We start from the raw sequence: 14,502 nt of genomic DNA, 5'->3' as shown, positions 1-14,502 counted from the left end.
ATATTATGGGAAAACCAACTGGGTTCATGGAATATAAAAGACATACTTTAGATGAACGCCATCCGGCTGAAAGAACGAAGGATTGGAACGATTACACCTCTCCTCTTTCGGAAGAAGAAGTCAAAAAACAAGGGGCACGCTGTATGGACTGCGGCGTTCCCACTTGTCAGTCCGGGATGGAAATCAACGGAGCAACAACGGGTTGCCCCGTGTATCACTTAATACCGGAATGGAACGACCTGGTGTATCAGGGTCAATGGAAAGAAGCCCTTAAGCGCGAGCATCAGATGAACAACTTCCCGGAATTTACCGGTTTTGCTTGTCCGGCACCATGTGAAGGAGCATGTGTACTCGGAATCAATGAGCCGCCTGTAGCGATCAGAACCGTGGAACGCTCGATTATTGAAAAAGGGTTTGAAGAAGGCTGGGTCATTCCGGAACCACCCGAACACCGTACCGGTAAACGAGTGGCGGTCGTAGGTTCAGGTCCTGCAGGATTAGCCTCTGCTGCTCAATTGAATAAAGCTGGGCACCTTGTGACTGTTTTTGAAAAAAATGATCGTGTAGGCGGACTATTAACATATGGCATTCCAGAAATGAAACTGCCTTATTCAGTCGTTAAGCGCCGCGTTGATATTTTAGCGGGAGAGGGCATTGAATTCGTTACGAATACCGAGGTCGGAAAAGACTACACAGTCGAAAACCTGCGTGAAAACTTTGATGCAGTCATCTTGTGCGGAGGAGCGGCCGTTCATCGTGACATCCAAGTAGATGGACGAAATCTGAAAGGCGTTCACTACGCAATGGATTTCCTTCATTCCAATACAAAAAGTCTATTGGATTCCAACCTGGAAGACGGAAATTATATTTCTGCTGAAGGGAAAAAGGTCATCGTCATCGGTGGTGGAGATACAGGTACAGACTGTTTAGCCACTTCTGTAAGACATAACTGTAAAAGCCTCACTCAGTTTGATATCTACGATAAAAAGGGTGCCATGCGGGATGAAGTCGGCAATCCATGGCCTCAATACCCGGTCATTCACCGGGTGGAGTACGGTCAAAAAGAAGCAGCTGAAGTGCTTGGAGAAGATCCACGTGCGTACGCTGTCATGACCAAGAAGTTTGTCGGTGACGAACATGGTCATATCAAAGAAGTTCATACGATTAATGTAAAGCTTCGTTATGACGAAGATGGAAACAAAATCCGCGATGAAATTCCTGGAACGGAAAAAGTATGGCCGGCAGATCTTGTTCTTCTGGCAATCGGATTCAGTGGGCCGGAACAAGACCTGATCAAGGAACTTGAAGTCGAAACAAACAGCAATTCCACCGTTAAAGCAGAGTACGGCAAATACCTGACCAACGTCGATGGAGTCTTCGCAGCAGGAGACATGCGCCGAGGCCAAAGCCTCATCGTCTGGGCCATCAACGAAGGCCGTGAAGCAGCACGCGAATGCGACCGCTACCTCATGGGTGGAACTGAATTACCTTAATAGAGGGACGGACCTCCGTCGGGCTTTGGATGCCTGACGGGGGTTTTTCTTTGTTTTTTTGATTGTATGTAGTGAATTACGGTGGGGATGGTTGTTTGGAGCTGAATATTCCTCCATATTCACTTCTAAACAGGTAGGAACCGGAATATTTTTTATGGGAGAGGTTTTGTCCTATTTTCTGGACAAAGCATCTTGAAGTGAAAAATAGACTGATAGGGGGAAAACAAAATGATGAAATATCTTCAGCGCATTGGTCGTTCGTTGATGCTTCCGGTTGCCGTTTTGCCGGCTGCTGCGATTCTGATGGGGATTGGGTATTGGATCGATCCTACTGGCTGGGGCGCGGATAGTCCGATTGCCGCTTTCTTAATTAAGGCGGGCGCTTCGATCATTGATAATATGTCGATTCTGTTTGCAGTCGGTGTAGCACTGGGTATGGCCAAAACGAAGGATGGTTCTGCAGCACTGAGCGGGTTGGTCGCTTATCTCGTGATTACGACACTCCTTTCAACGGATTCAGTGGCTCTGCTTCAAGGAGTCGATGCCGCGGCGGTCAATCCGGCATTTGAGAAAATCGGGAATCAGTTTGTCGGGATACTGTCAGGGATAGTGGCCGCGAGTATGTACAATCGATTCAGTCACGTGAAGCTTCCGGATGCACTTGCCTTTTTTAGCGGGAAACGATTGGTTCCGATCATGTCGGCGGTTGCCATGCTGGTAGTATCAGGCGTGATGCTGTTCATTTGGCCGGTCATCTATACTGCTCTGGTATCATTCGGGAAAGAAATCAGTGGATTAAGCTTCACGGGTGCTGGTTTATATGGATTCTTTAATCGATTATTAATTCCTACTGGATTACATCATGCCTTGAATTCCGTGTTCTGGTTCGACGTTGCCGGTATTAATGATATCGGGAACTTCTGGTCGGGTAAGGGTGAAAAAGGTGTGACGGGTATGTATCAGGCTGGGTTCTTCCCGGTTATGATGTTTGGTCTTCCTGCAGCGGGACTTGCCATCTATCATGCTGCAAAGCCAAGTAAGAAGAAGCAGGTAGCGTCACTTATGCTGGCAGCCGGTTTTGCTTCCTTTTTCACAGGAGTGACAGAGCCTCTGGAGTTTGCCTTCATGTTTGTGGCACCTGCCCTTTATGTAGCACATGCTGTGTTGACAGGATTATCCCTGGCCATTGCTTCCTTCTTTCAATGGACGGCCGGGTTCGGTTTCAGCGCAGGGTTCGTCGATTTTGTCCTGAGTTCAAGGCTCCCGCTAGCGAATCTTCCTTACATGCTACTCATACAAGGTGTTGTATTTGCCCTTCTCTACTATTTCTTGTTCCGTTTCATGATCGCGAAGTTCAATCTTATGACTCCGGGGCGTGAAGAGGATAATGAAGATGCAGTTGTGGAGAGTGCATCTGTGCATACTCAAAGCGATAAGTTTGCTGTGATGGCATCGGAGATCTATGCAGGACTCGGCGGAGATGAAAATGTAACATCCGTTGATAACTGTATTACAAGATTGAGAGTGGAAGTGAAGGACATGGATGCAGTGGATCAGGCGCGAATCAAAGCGACAGGGGTTCCGGGTCTTCATGTGGTTGGGGAAAATAGCATTCAAGTGATCGTCGGGACGTCGGTGCAGTTTGTGGCTGATGAAATTGAGAGAATTCGAGGGTAGGGATTGTATCATGTGAAAGGATGGCAAAATGTGTCGGATTCTGCAGAATGGCAGATATATCGTAAATAGGGCAGATAAAAGATGATTTTGGTAGATATATTCCTCAAATGGCAGATAAACGAAACCAAAAGCCTTCCACCCCAACTCCCTCACCATGAGTTGGGGTCTCTTTTTCTCCCAAACTGCAAAAATCTCTTGAATAGTCTATACTTTACTCTAAAGAATTCTTTCCCAGAAAGGTTTTTACCATGAAGAAACTTAAAGAAATGGATCTTTATCAACCGATCCAAAAACATTTTCATAAACAGGGTTACCAGGTGAACGGTGAAGTGAACGATTGTGATGTAACTGCCTTTAAAGAAGACGAACTTGTGATTGTAGAATTGAAGCTGTCATTGAATGTCGAGCTTCTTATTCAAGCGACAAAGCGGCAGAGACTCACAGACCTTGTGTACATTGCGATCCCGAAACCAAAGCGTCCCCGGTCAAAGCGGTGGAATGATGTCTGTCACTTGGTTCGCAGATTAGAGCTCGGTCTGATTACCGTTTCGTTTACAACGAAAACACCAAAGCTTGATTTTGTCATTCATCCGGAAGCCTTTGACCGGAGTAAGAGTATGAAGAACAGTAAGAGGAAGCGTGCGGCTCTTGTAAAAGAAATCGAAGGGCGCAGTGCAGATTATAATGTAGGCGGAAGCAATAAAACGAAAATCATGACGGCTTACAAGGAAAACTGCATTCAGATTGCCTGTTACCTGGAAAGACACGGGCCCATGTCTCCGAGGAACTTAGCTAAGTTGGGCACGGGTGCAAAAACTCCATCCATTCTTCAGAAGAATTATTACCGATGGTTTGAGCGGGTAAAAAGGGGAGTTTACCAGATAACGGAGCAAGGAAAAAAAGAGCTTGAGAAGTATCCTGAACTTGTAAGCTATTACTCAAAGAAAATAGAAGAACAATAGAAAGAGCCTGCCCTCCGCAACCGGAGAGCAGGCTCTTCTTTGCATCTCACTACTAGTACCCGCATTCTTCACATATACATTACATCAAAGCAGATATCGGGAGGATAAATGTATGAGAAAGAAGATTGAGAACACGATTCATAAAATGGTGAGTGATCTTCAGCATAAACAGAATACAGACGGAAGCTGGTTCTTCTGCTTTGAAAATAGCGTGATGACCGATGCGTATATGATTATTCTTCTACGTTCCCTTGAGATGGATGATGAAGAGCTTGTGGGACGGCTGGTGAAACGCCTTTGGAAAGTGCAAACAAGGGAAGGGACATGGAAGCTTTTTGAGGATGAGAAGGAAGGAAATCTGTCTTCAACGATTGATGCTTACTTTGCCCTATTGTTTAGTGGATTGGTGGAGAAGGAGGATAAGAGACTGGAGAAAGCCAAACGTTTTATTGAGAAAAAGGGTGGCTTTCACGAGGCGCATTCGATTACGAAATGTATGCTTGCCATTCATGGACAATATGATTGGAGGCATTTGCTTCCGATACGCATCGAGTTTTTAATGATTCCGAAGCAATTCCCCCTGAATTTCTGGGATTTCAGCAGCTATGCACGAGCTCATTTGGCACCAATGCTGCTGCTGAAAGATCAGCGATTCTCGTTAAAATCAAACAGCATTCCACAAATACAGCATCTGTCCCGGGCACCACATGAAGTAAGATACAGTGAAAGGGAGCTGAAGTTATTTTCGAAAATCAACGAAGGCCTACAGTCCTTAATAAGTATTCCATCCCATCTTCATCAACAGGCAAGGCAATTTGCCCAGCAGTATATGCTGCAACGAATCGAATCAGATGGAACGTATCTTAGTTACTTCAGCACGACTTTTTATATGATATATGCCCTGCTGGCTTTGGGCTATAAAAAGAATGATCCCACCATTGTCAAGGCAATGAATGGATTAAAAGAGATGGCATGTGAAACAAAGAAAGGCACTCATTTTCAAAACTCTCCCTCAACCGTGTGGGATACAGCCCTGATCAGCTATACGATCCAGGAAGCGGGGGTGGATGCACGAGACCACTCCATAGAGAAAGCGTTGGAGTACCTTCTAAAGAAACAACATTTTCGGTATGGAGATTGGGCGATGGAGAGCGTTGTGAAGCCTGGGGGATGGGGCTTTTCAGAGAGCAACAGCATTCACCCTGATGTGGACGATACGACAGCTGCGCTCAGGGCGATAACTTACTCCGCTGCTGAGAATCCACTTGTCCGACAATCATGGGATCGTGGGCTCGAATGGACACTTGGCATGCAGAATCGTGATGGGGGCTGGCCGGCTTTTGAAAAAAACAAAACAAAAGGCATTCTAACCTCCTTTCCAATGGACGGGGCAGAGGCAGCGGCAATCGATCCTTCCACCCCTGATCTAACAGGAAGAACATTGGAATTCCTGGGCAGCCGGGCAGGAATGACCAAGGATCATCCACAGGTGAAAAGGGGGGTTCAATGGCTGAAGCTGATGCAAAGGGACGATGGATCCTGGTACGGTCGCTGGGGTGTCTGCTATATCTATGGAACGTGGGCGGCCATCACAGGGATGAAAGCAACGGGAGTACCTTCTTCTGATAAACATATCCAAAGAGCTAAAGCATGGCTGGAAAGCATTCAACACAAAGACGGTGGCTGGGGAGAATCCTGTTACAGTGATCAGGAGAAGAAATACGTGCCTCTTTCTTTCAGTACCCCTTCACAAACAGCATGGGCACTGGAATCTCTCATCTGTATCGAAGACAAACCAACCCCTGCTATAGACCTGGGCATCATGGCGCTTCTCGAATTAATGAACGAAGAAGAGGATGACTCATCCAAAACGTACCCCACAGGAGTCGGTCTTCCAGGAAACTTCTATATACATTACCATAGCTACCGGTGGATATGGCCCCTGATCACACTCAGCCGGTACCAAGAGAAATACGGGTGAGGGACGGACCTCTTGAGGTCCGTCCCTCCATGGGATAAAATAAAAGTAAGAATTTTCGGACAAAAGGAGTGGTTGTATGGTGAAAGTGGATTCGTTTCCTTATCCTTTTAAGGGGGATGTGTATCGGTATTCGAATAATTCGGTTCCTTTGGAGGAGCAGAGTAGTGTGGAGGTTACATCGTCTTATCAAAAAGAAATCAGGCTTAAACGGGAACTGCTTACTCAGCATCCCGAGCGGTGCTTTCAGTCTCGGCGGCATACCTTGAAAGCTCAATGGGAAGTAACAGAGCTGGTCATTCAACATCTCACTGCGTATTATCCTCAACAGTTTTCCCTTGAGAAAAATGAGGGGAAATGGACGTTCCACAATCATATTCTAAATGAACAAACAACTTTTATACTTGGGGATGAATCCACTTTATCCATGGAACCACTCGATTTTATCGGTCGGCATGTGCAAGAGGACCTGATTTTGATGTTGCAGCGGGACGGGGATTTATATTTGGATGCGGGGCAGCTTTGTTTTCCTGCCAATTGGTCCCTTGCTTTTAATGCAGGAATGAATTTTAAGGAAATTCATAAGCCGATCCCGGGATTTAAGGAAGAGGGATTAGATCAGCGAATTCTGACGTTTTTAATGCGTATGGAAGCAGGGGACCCTTGGGTCAGGCGGAACTGGTCGTTAATGGCGGGGGATCGTTTGGCTACTTCTCTTGAAACCTTCGATCAGTGGGGGAAGGATAGAAGGGCAGTTACGGGAGAAAATGTAGGCGGATTCGTTCATTTGAGGGTAGAGGTGCAGAAACTGTTCCGTTTACCGGGCTCGAACGGATTACTATTCACGATTCATACCCACCTCCTCTCACTGGAAAAGTTCGCTCGAAACCCGGAATGGACCGAGGAGTTTTATCAAATCCTTCAGGAGCTTCCTTCACATATATCTGATTACAAAGGGATTTCCTTATTTAAAGATGTGGTCATCGAGTATTTGAACGGGAAGCGGGTGACGAAATGAAGGACGAGATAAAGCCATTGTTCGTCCATAGTATACGAAAGTACTTATTTTGTGGTGATCAAAAGGGGATGGAGCGACTGACTCCCATTATTAAAAAAGTAATGAAGGAGAATGTCTCCTTTGAAGTGGTTTTCCTGGGTGAAAAGGAAGAAACCGATATCTCAATGTGGATGCGAAATCAGAAGATGGGCACTTTTCTTTACATAGCAATGGAGTGGAGTAAGCTGGAAAATTTCAAGAACGTGGCTGTGGAATGTGGTTTTTCTGAAGAGGAAGCGCAATTTATTGGTCACGGTGTCAGAATGATCGATGTGTTCTGTTGCAAATGCCATCAGAAAACAAAGATTGATAGCGGAAAATTGGGTAATCTCCTGACGACCTGTTCCCATTGTCACTTAAAGCTATCCGTTTCCGACCATTACTCTCCATTACAGGGGTCATACCTCGGATACGCAAACTTAGAAACAGGGAGTGATGGAAGGTGAATCTACATAAAACCATCCCCGTCAAAGTCAAGTCCATTCATCAAGAAACCCCTCACGTTAAAAGGTTTACGCTGGCTCATAAACATAACGAGCCCCTTCCTTATTTTAGCGGGGGATCCCATATTACTACATATTTTGAGCTGGATGGACAAACCATTGCCAGATCGTATTCCTTAACGAACCGACCTGGTCAAACAGCCGCCTATCATATCGCCATCCGTCTAAATGAATCGTCCCAGGGAGGCTCTCTGTATTGGCATGAACGTATGAAGGTGGGGGACACCTTGCAAGTGGGATTTCCACAAAATCATTTCCCACTGAGCTTTAAAGCAAAACATCATGTATTCTATGCCGCGGGAATTGGTATCACCCCTTTCATGTCCATGATGGCAGAGCTTAAGGAGGAGGGACGGACCTTCGAACTTCATTATGCAGTGAAATCGAGAGAGACTTGTCCTTTCTATTCCTTTCTAACGGAAACCTATCCTGAGCAGACTCAATTTTATTTTTCAAAAGAAAAGAGATTAACAGATGCAAGTCTTTGGGAGCACAGAGTGGGGACCCACGTATACTTCTGTGGTCCACCTTCATTTATCGAAGAATTTACAAGAAGTGCCCTGGATATCGGATATCCGTCGTCGAGTATCCATTACGAACGATTCACCCCTCCACAGACACTGACACGTCGAAGATTTGAAGTGGAGTTAACGAGTGGTCAAACCGTTTCTGTTTCGGAAGAAGAGACTCTGTTAGACGCACTGCTCAAGTCAGGGATCAAGGCTCCCTATTCCTGCCGGGCCGGCCGGTGCGGAACGTGTGAATTAAAAGTGTTAGAGGGAAAAGTCGATCATGGTGATTCTTTTTTGAATGAGGAAGAACGGAATGGACATCGCTCGATTTTGTCATGTGTATCCCGTGCACAGTCTGGGAAGTTGCGAATTCAGTTGTGACAATGGCATACGTGGTGTTTTTCTAATAAAGTAGATAATAAACAGTTACACCCTAATGGAGAATGATACTTATGAAATGGAGGGCTCACCATCACCGATCTAAATACATTATTTTGCAAAAGAATACATTATCCAACCACCGGGAAAATAACCTTTCAACAACTAGATACCATTTTAGAAGAAACAGCTAAAAGCATCCCATTCGAAAATCTATGCGTGATCGGAAATACATTCAACGATCTTACCAAAGAAAATCTAATGAATAAAATGCTCGTGAAGAACGAAGGGGGCCTATGTTATGAATTGAATTCATTGTTTTATTTATTTTTGATTGAAAATCAATTTGATGCATCTCTCGTTCGTGGAGTCGTTTACGATCATGATAAAGAGCAGTACCAGACGTTAGGAAGAACCCATGTGGTCATTTTAGTCACTCATAAAGATACAGCGTATGTGATTGATACGGGGTTTGGAGGAAATCTCCCGTTAAAACCGGTACCATTATCGGGAGAAGCGGTCGTTTCTTCAAGTGGGGAGTTTAGAGTTAAAGAGGCCGACAGTCCCCATGGGGATAATATTTTTGAAATGAAATTAAAGCATAAGCATTCGGAATGGAGAACCGGATATGCTTTCGATTCGGGGGACCCCATAAAGGATGTCACTCAATTGAATGACATTCAAACAATTATTGCCACACATTCAGGTTCCCCTTTTAACAAGCATCCATTGCTGACAAAACGGACGGATAACGGAAATGTAACGTTAACCGATACGTCCTTTACACAATGGAAGGATGGAGAGATGGAGAAAGAGGAAATCGATCATGAAAGATATCAAAAACTACTGAACATCTGGTTTGAATAATGAGCATAAAAAAAGACTCAGAAAAAATCTGAGTCAATATCTTTACTTGCCGAGTATTTCCATAACGCCTTTATATATAAGGAAAAGAGAGAATATGAGAATTGCCAATATGCCAATGATGTTCGTTACCGGGGCAATGCTCGCTAAAAACGTCCCTGCTAAAGGAGCTTTCAACAATGCAAATCCGGATAAAATACCTGCTACTAATAAAAGAATAAAACGATCCATTCTGTCATGCCTCCTCTCATGATAGTATATGTCGGAGGGAAGGGGAAGTTGAACCCAAGATTATCGGTGTTGCTTACTAACAGATGGACTAGTTACACAGGCATTATGGAGACGATTTGTTGGATCCTTACGAAAAAGACAGAGTCACCAGCTTTTAAGCTGATATGATCTGGTTGAACCTCGATCAAGTCGCCTCGAATCGTATCTTTCGTTGTCTCCACAATGAGCATTTTTCCCATAACGGACTGCAGTCTGCTGACGACGAATGGATCAATCAACATGGTATACGAAGTATTTACATTCGTGCCCTGGTTACGATTATAAGGGTGATAATAGCTATACATGAAGCACTCTCCTTCAAGATGAAGTTTTTAGGCTATCTCTTCATTTGTATGTAAGAAGGGAGGTTTGTATTATTGATCAAAGCAGAAAGGAATGAACCCTGATGAAATGAGGGCCCATTCCTTTAAATTCTTAAATGCTGCTTAGTTCAGTCCTAATTCCGCTAAAATCGAATCCAACGTTTTCCCGTCTGCTGATTCAACTGGAGCAGGGGCTTCCTTAACATGCTCATTCTGTAACAGATAGTTCTCTTGAACAAACTTCATATCATTCGCATCCACCACCTCATCGAAATTGATGTCGGCAGCACGATTATTTGTATTCCAGGCATCCTGAATGGCGATGGCATCATGGATGTCGATGACGTTATCCTGGTTGACATCTCCTCCGACAAGTTTCATATTGCTGACTCTATGATATTTTCCATAAAGTTCTCCATTGTACTCATAACCGATTTTCTCCTTATTCTTCTTAGTTAAGAAGTGGCCTGGAAGTGTTACAGTTATATCATAAGGGTCTTTGTTTAATGGAAGTTTCTCTATGGAGTACTCACCATTATCTGTGATGGAAGATGGTGTAAAGACGTCTCCTGTTGAATTTTCGAATTCTACAGTTGCATCTGCTTTTGACCAATCCTTCTTGGCATTGTAGCCATTCCCGCTATCAAACCCTTCAGGGCTTAAGAATCCCTTAATTGAATTAAAGTCAGGATTTACAGTGAATCCAGCACCAGCATGTAGTATATTCATTGTTTCATTGTTAGAATTTGTAACGGTTACCGCCGGGTCCATTCCATCTTCTTTCGTGAAGATTTCATCTTGAAGTTTTACGTGCACCTCAACGATCGCACTATGATCGAATAATAGAACAGGTTCATTGAAGGTGACTTTAATTTGATTTCCTTCAAGTGTCAGGGACGCTTTATCTAGAAACTCCCCGGATAGCTTGGCATCGATCACTTCAGGTTTTTTTCCGTAGTGATCTTTAAATGTCCAGCTGGCTTCCTTTGCATCTTGAACATTATCCAGTACTAAGGCTGCCTTTACGGTTTCACCTGTTACAACGGTATCGACATCGGTTTTCAGATACGCGTTCGGTGTACCTTCTTTAATAAAGAAATAGTTCTTCAACAGGCTATTGTTCCCGGCCATATCATACCCCTTCATTCTAAAGTTGAGGGCTTCCACGTTCTCGTTCATCGCGATTTCTTCGACAAACTTACCGCTCTCATCCATATAAAGCGGGGATGAAGGGAAAGGTGAATTCCAATAGTATATCATAAAGTTTTTGGATTGATCTGCGTCGATCCCCGCTTCTTTCATGTCTTCAATAAGTGGATCCGTTATTTCAATTTCAAAAGGATACGTTTCCTGACCTGGCTGATATTCAAGGAACGGGGACTCACCATCCAGGGAACTCTTGAATGCAGGCCCTTCAATATCGATATAGAAATGCTCAGTTTTGGTTTTTACTTTGCCTTTTGGATCTGTCATCGCATACTTAATTTTATAGTGACCTGGTTTAGCGATGGTCATTTCTTCTGAAACCGGATTTTTCTTATTTCCGGTAAATGCGTAATAGCCACCCTGGAATGCCCTTAATAAGTAGTTGTTATCGAGCAGGGCACCCTGTAAATCAATGGTACCGATTAACCCCAAATCTTCACCTGTACCCCCGTCCTGCAGGATCACATCCATGCCTAGCATCGGTGAACTCAGGTTGAATTCAACCAGTGCCCAAGGATAGCGGTATGGATCATAACCATGAGTATACTGTGGAGGTGCATAGGTAGGGGATAACAATTCAAGGGTGTTAAAACCTTCCTCCGATCTCTTCACGCTAAATGGCACCCGGTAGCTTTCTGTTTGATCATCTCGGTTTGTGACAGCAAGGTATCCCTCATAAATCCCTTTTGAAGCGGTTTTTGGCATCGTCAGGAAGAGATTTGAGGACTTTTTATTGCCGCCGTTCACCTTAATGGACTTGTCTGAAGTGACTTCAACTCCATTATCCTTGAGACTTAAGGTGCCTTCCTGTACATTTTCTTCAAAGGTAATGTCAAAGATTTTCTTTTGATCGCTATTATTTGTGATTTCAAAGCTCTTTTGTACGCGGAGGTGATCCCCTTCGGCCACCACCTGATTTCCAAAGCTAAGTGAACCAGTTGGGTTATCGATTGCAATCAGTTCTTCGCCGCTAGGAAGCAACGTCTCATCTTTTATTTGAATCTTTGTTTGACTGTGAAGGGCTTGATACGGATCCACTCTTCCTGCACCAACCTCAAATACGCTATAATCACCCTTCAAAGGATCAGATGAGTTCATGAGTATCGTTTTAATATCAGCTGGCTCGAGATCCGGATTCTCACCTAATAGTAAAGCAGCAACCCCCGCTGTGAAAGGAGAAGCCATCGAGGTTCCTGAAAGTCTTGAGTAAGCATACTGATAGTCATCCGTGTTCTCAGGATCGATCATAAAAGAAGGGAAAGTCGATAGAACGCTGACCCCGGGAGCTACCACTTCAGGTTTCATATCCAAGCTTTTGTTGACTGGACCTCTTGAACTGAAATCGGCTAACTGGTCACCCTCTGTAAAGCTTTCTTCTAAGTTCGTAAACGTGAAGCTGGATGTGCCATTGGCCATTGCTGCTTTTAACTTTTCCCCGGCAGCCTTTGTCATCGAGAAGGCCAGAACGTAATGGGCAGATTCGCCAAGGTTATATCCTACATGACCCTCTGCGTTGTTGTACATGATCACGGCTTTGGCACCATGTTCTTTCGCGAATTTCACTTTGTCATTCAGTGCAAAATTTCCTCGCTGAACAAAAGCGATCTTTCCTTCTACATTTTTATTCTCATAGTCTTTTTCATATCCAAGGCCAACATCTACTAATTCTAGTGATTGATCTTCCAGACTAGCAAATGTATGAGCGAATCCTCTAGCCATACTCACAATGCCAGTTGACCAGCCATCTGTCGTTTGACCGGTAAAAGTGGTTTGGGAAACAGGGACATCACTCGCCCCGACTGTCAAAGCTAGAGCAGCTGTACCAGGAGAGCCAAGGGTAAAGTCATTTGGTCCTGCATTCCCTGCTGAAACAACGGCCGTCACACCGTTTAATACGGCATAGTTAAGAGCGGTACTTGTAGGATAATAAGGATCATTGACACCTGCTCCCAATGATAGGTTGATGACATCCATACCATCTTGAATCGATTTCTCAATTCCTGCAAGGACGTCTTCCGTGTAACCACTTCCGTAAGGACCAAGGACACGATACACATATAGGTCTGCATCTGGAGCAACACCCTCTACCGATACTTCACTATCATTCTCGTTTTGTCCTACAATGGTTCCGGATACATGAGTACCATGAGAAGTATAATAGGAACTTCCCGTATAACTGAACTCTGCTTCACTCGTACTCTTCCAATCTTCATACGTTGCTTCCATTGGATCCGCATCGTCGTCAACAAAATCATATCCGCCTTTGTAGGCATCTTTTAAGTCAGGATGGTTATAATCAACGCCTGTGTCAATGACGCCAACTTTTATTCCGTCTCCTGTTATTCCTTCCTTATGTAATTCATCCACTTTTAAATAAGGAATGCTTTCAACAGATGTTGTGATTTCACGGTCTACATCATTAGGAAGGTCTTGTTGAACCGGATCGACTGTATAGGTCTGGTTTTTAAATACAGCTTTGACCGCTTCTGAGTTAAGCAGCAGTTCGATTTGGTTGGCTGGAAGGGTCATCGCCACACCGTTATATGCTTCTTTATAGGTTTGGGTGATTTTCGGCTCTATCTTTTTCCCTTTTACAAGAATAGGAGATAGATGTTTCGCAACATCTTCTTTAAAAATCTTATGTTCTTTCTCCACTTGAGCTTTGGCGTCTTCTTTCTTTACCGTTTTTCCTTTTACTGCAGCTTCTAGTACCGCTACATGCCCAGGTTTGGATTGAAATTGGACGATAACGGAAATCTCTTCACCGGATGCCAATTCATTCGGTTGAAATCCTTGGAGGCCCTCTGCGTTATTTAATTCCAGTTGATGCAAGGCTTGTCTTTGCTCTTCTGTCAAAGAAGATAAAATCGTTTCTGCTTTCCAATCCGCAGCTGTAGCTGTTGGAGAGGAGTAGCTCGATTCGGGGGATAAGAGTAATCCAGTGGATAATGCAATCACAGCTGATTTCTTTGCGATGGAAGATCCATTCATCATTTCTACCTCTTTTCTGTATTTGTTAGTGAGATAATTCTAAATATTATTACAATTAATATTGTAAATTTAAATCTGTCATGTTTGTATGGGGGTTTGTTTAGGGACTATTTACCCGCTTATTGGAATTGAACGATTATTTATCTTCTGATTTTGAGGAGGGGGTAGGAGGAAAGTTGCGAAATAATGACGGTGAGTTGGGGTTGTTAATAAAACCAAACAAATATAGTCACTTAACAATCAACGTGAAATCAGCCAAATAAAAAAATGATAAAAGAAAACCTCCTT

The 14,502-nt window shown here is 44.0% G+C and carries 11 protein-coding genes; 8 read left to right on the top strand and 3 right to left on the bottom strand.

Going from position 1 to position 14,502, the window contains the following annotated elements; translation table 11 throughout:
• Positions 1-5: 5 nt before the first annotated feature.
• The 8 genes from ACIFOD_RS15515 (at position 6) to ACIFOD_RS15480 (ending at position 9,427) form a co-directional block, all read left to right on the top strand.
• On the top strand, positions 6-1,493 hold the full coding sequence (locus ACIFOD_RS15515; RefSeq protein WP_430315368.1) for a glutamate synthase subunit beta: 1,488 nt from the start codon (positions 6-8) through the stop codon (positions 1,491-1,493).
• Between the two features lie 228 nt (positions 1,494-1,721).
• Positions 1,722-3,170: an N-acetylglucosamine-specific PTS transporter subunit IIBC gene (gene nagE, locus ACIFOD_RS15510; protein WP_430315367.1), complete on the top strand. Its 1,449-nt coding sequence runs from the start codon at positions 1,722-1,724 to the stop codon at positions 3,168-3,170.
• Positions 3,171-3,418: 248 nt separating this feature from the next.
• Positions 3,419-4,132, top strand: coding sequence for a DUF2161 domain-containing phosphodiesterase (locus ACIFOD_RS15505; protein WP_430315366.1), 714 nt, complete (start codon positions 3,419-3,421; stop codon positions 4,130-4,132).
• Positions 4,133-4,244: 112 nt separating this feature from the next.
• Entirely contained in the window at positions 4,245-6,113 is a 1,869-nt protein-coding gene (shc, locus tag ACIFOD_RS15500) for a squalene--hopene cyclase (RefSeq protein ID WP_430315365.1), read from the top strand.
• Between the two features lie 76 nt (positions 6,114-6,189).
• Complete coding sequence (locus ACIFOD_RS15495; protein WP_430315364.1) at positions 6,190-7,128, top strand: heme-dependent oxidative N-demethylase family protein; 939 nt, start codon at positions 6,190-6,192, stop codon at positions 7,126-7,128.
• Positions 7,125-7,613, top strand: coding sequence for a dimethylamine monooxygenase subunit DmmA family protein (locus ACIFOD_RS15490; RefSeq protein ID WP_430315363.1), 489 nt, complete (start codon positions 7,125-7,127; stop codon positions 7,611-7,613). Before ACIFOD_RS15495 ends, ACIFOD_RS15490 begins: the two co-directional genes overlap by 4 nt.
• Positions 7,610-8,563, top strand: a complete 954-nt coding sequence (locus ACIFOD_RS15485) for a PDR/VanB family oxidoreductase (protein ID WP_430315362.1) — start codon at positions 7,610-7,612, stop codon at positions 8,561-8,563. Before ACIFOD_RS15490 ends, ACIFOD_RS15485 begins: the two co-directional genes overlap by 4 nt.
• Before the next feature lie 90 nt (positions 8,564-8,653).
• Positions 8,654-9,427: an arylamine N-acetyltransferase family protein gene (locus ACIFOD_RS15480; RefSeq protein ID WP_430315478.1), complete on the top strand. Its 774-nt coding sequence runs from the start codon at positions 8,654-8,656 to the stop codon at positions 9,425-9,427.
• Between the two features lie 42 nt (positions 9,428-9,469).
• On the opposite strand, the gene ACIFOD_RS15475 is transcribed toward ACIFOD_RS15480, so the two are convergent.
• The 3 genes from ACIFOD_RS15475 to ACIFOD_RS15465 all read right to left on the bottom strand — a co-directional run bounded on the left by ACIFOD_RS15475 (position 9,470) and on the right by ACIFOD_RS15465 (position 14,217).
• The gene (locus tag ACIFOD_RS15475) at positions 9,470-9,655 is read right to left on the bottom strand and encodes a hypothetical protein (protein ID WP_113970100.1); all 186 of its coding nucleotides are present in this window, start codon (positions 9,653-9,655) and stop codon (positions 9,470-9,472) included.
• Positions 9,656-9,747: 92 nt separating this feature from the next.
• Entirely contained in the window at positions 9,748-9,999 is a 252-nt protein-coding gene (locus ACIFOD_RS15470) for a YuzF family protein (protein WP_430315361.1), read from the bottom strand.
• Between the two features lie 141 nt (positions 10,000-10,140).
• Positions 10,141-14,217: a S8 family serine peptidase gene (locus tag ACIFOD_RS15465; protein WP_430315360.1), complete on the bottom strand. Its 4,077-nt coding sequence runs from the start codon at positions 14,215-14,217 to the stop codon at positions 10,141-10,143.
• Positions 14,218-14,502: the final 285 nt, after the last annotated feature.

Origin of the sequence: Rossellomorea sp. NRS-1567, from assembly GCF_050467885.1 — a bacterium.
Classification (GTDB): Bacteria; Bacillota; Bacilli; order Bacillales; family Bacillaceae_B; genus Rossellomorea; species Rossellomorea aquimaris_C.
Note: the sequence above shows the minus strand (reverse complement) of the source record. Positions and strands in the feature narration are given on the sequence as shown.

Coding starts and splice junctions, on each gene's coding strand:
- ACIFOD_RS15515 (WP_430315368.1), top strand. CDS start 6: ATGGGAAAACCAACTGGGTTCATGGAATATAAAAGACATACTTTAGAT.
- nagE (WP_430315367.1), top strand. CDS start 1,722: ATGATGAAATATCTTCAGCGCATTGGTCGTTCGTTGATGCTTCCGGTT.
- ACIFOD_RS15505 (WP_430315366.1), top strand. CDS start 3,419: ATGAAGAAACTTAAAGAAATGGATCTTTATCAACCGATCCAAAAACAT.
- shc (WP_430315365.1), top strand. CDS start 4,245: ATGAGAAAGAAGATTGAGAACACGATTCATAAAATGGTGAGTGATCTT.
- ACIFOD_RS15495 (WP_430315364.1), top strand. CDS start 6,190: ATGGTGAAAGTGGATTCGTTTCCTTATCCTTTTAAGGGGGATGTGTAT.
- ACIFOD_RS15490 (WP_430315363.1), top strand. CDS start 7,125: ATGAAGGACGAGATAAAGCCATTGTTCGTCCATAGTATACGAAAGTAC.
- ACIFOD_RS15475 (WP_113970100.1), bottom strand. CDS start 9,655: ATGGATCGTTTTATTCTTTTATTAGTAGCAGGTATTTTATCCGGATTT.
- ACIFOD_RS15470 (WP_430315361.1), bottom strand. CDS start 9,999: ATGTATAGCTATTATCACCCTTATAATCGTAACCAGGGCACGAATGTA.
- ACIFOD_RS15465 (WP_430315360.1), bottom strand. CDS start 14,217: ATGATGAATGGATCTTCCATCGCAAAGAAATCAGCTGTGATTGCATTA.